The organism is Rhizobium sp. RHZ01 (assembly GCF_014851595.1).
GTDB classification, from domain to species: domain Bacteria; phylum Pseudomonadota; class Alphaproteobacteria; order Rhizobiales; family Rhizobiaceae; genus Rhizobium; species Rhizobium altiplani.
Map to the genome: position 1 here is coordinate 1 of NZ_JACUZZ010000075.1, position 1542 is coordinate 1542.

2 protein-coding genes are annotated in these 1542 nt (G+C 57.4%); both read left to right on the plus strand.

The annotated features are described in order from the left end of the window. Positions 1–78 precede the first annotated feature (78 nt). Positions 79–1182 carry an IS5 family transposase gene (locus IB248_RS30830; RefSeq protein WP_192242236.1) on the plus strand — a complete coding sequence of 368 codons (1104 nt, stop codon included), beginning with the start codon at positions 79–81 and terminating at the stop codon, positions 1180–1182. Then, a complete protein-coding gene (locus tag IB248_RS30835) occupies positions 1182–1526 on the plus strand; it encodes a hypothetical protein (RefSeq protein ID WP_192242237.1) in 345 nt (114 codons plus the stop codon). The genes IB248_RS30830 and IB248_RS30835 overlap by 1 nt, the downstream gene beginning before the upstream one ends. The last annotated feature ends 16 nt before the right edge of the window (positions 1527–1542 follow it).

Here is a 1542-nt window from a genome sequence, read left to right on the forward strand (position 1 = left end):
TAGCAGGCTGTTGAAAAAGGCATTGGCGCAAGGCTCCTGTCGTGATTCACTCGCTTTATTGCGATTTGGAGCTGATGGATGCGCGGCGGCGATGTGAGGACAGGCGAACTCTTCAGTTATGTGGATCTGGAGGCTCGTGTTCGAAAAGATCATCCTCTACGGGCCATCCGGCAGATCGTAAACGAAGCGCTCGTTTTATTGGAACAGGATTTTGCAGCACTCTATTCACCGATCGGGCGACCGTCGATTGCGCCAGAAAAGCTTCTTCGCGCCATGCTTCTGCAAGCCTTCTATTCGATCCGTTCTGAGCGACTTCTGATGGAACGGTTGGAATACGACCTTCTCTTCCGCTGGTTCGTCGACATCGGCGTTGACGATCCCGCTTGGGACCATTCGGTGTTTTCGAAGAACCGCGACCGGTTGCTCGATGGTGATATCGCTGCGAAGTTCCTGGGTGCAATCCTTTCCCAACCCAAGGTAAAGCGGCTGCTGTCCACAGACCATTTCTCTGTCGATGGCACGCTGATCGAAGCCTGGGCGTCGATGAAGAGCTTCAGGCCGAAGGACGGCTCAAAGGACGATCACGGCGAACCACCATCGGATGGCGGTGGTCGCAACGCGGAAGCAGACTTCCATGGCGTAAAGCGTTCCAACGAGACGCATGCATCAACGACCGATCCGGATGCAAAGCTGTATAGGAAGGGAAAGGGCAAGGAGGCCAAGCTTTCCTTCATGGGGCATGGGTTGATGGAAAACCGCCATGGTCTTCTGGTCAATGCCCATCTGACCGAGGCCAACGGTTACGCCGAACGCATCGCGGCTCTTCACATGATTGAACCTTTCTGCGACCGGCCACAGGCAATCACCCTTGGTGCCGACAAGGCTTATGACACGAAAGACTTCGTCAAAGATTTGCGGTCGATGAAGGTGACGCCCCACGTGGCACAGAACGTCAATGGTCGCCGCTCGGCTATCGACGGACGCACTACACGCCATCCCGGATACGGGGTCAGCCTACGCATCCGCAAGCGTATCGAGGAGGCGTTCGGTTGGATGAAAACCGTGGCGGGGCAGGACAAGACAAAGTTCCGCGGTCGCGACAGGGTGGGATGGGCTTTCACCTTCGCGGCCGCCGCCTACAATCTTGTACGGCTGCCGAAGCTCGTGACGGAGGCAGGCTAATGGCGAGAGCTTCTGCCTTAGCCAAGGCCTTCGCCGGTCGGTGGCGCATCGTCGAGATGGACAACTGGGACAACGACGTCCTCGATCTCGTGGAAGAGGCGCATCTGACATTCCAGGGAGCAGCGGACGGAGAAATCGCATTCGTCGCGCTCAAGGGCTTTCTCGATGTCCGCTACGGCGCACGCAACGGATCAGCCTGTGCGGAGTTCTCATGGGAGGGACAAGACGAGAATGACCCGGCCTGTGGTCGCGGATGGGCTGCTCTCGGCTCAGCCGGACGCCTTGTCGGGCACATCTACATCCACAACGGAGATGATTCAGGCTTCGTTTGCGAACCCGACTGACTTCTTCAACAGCCTG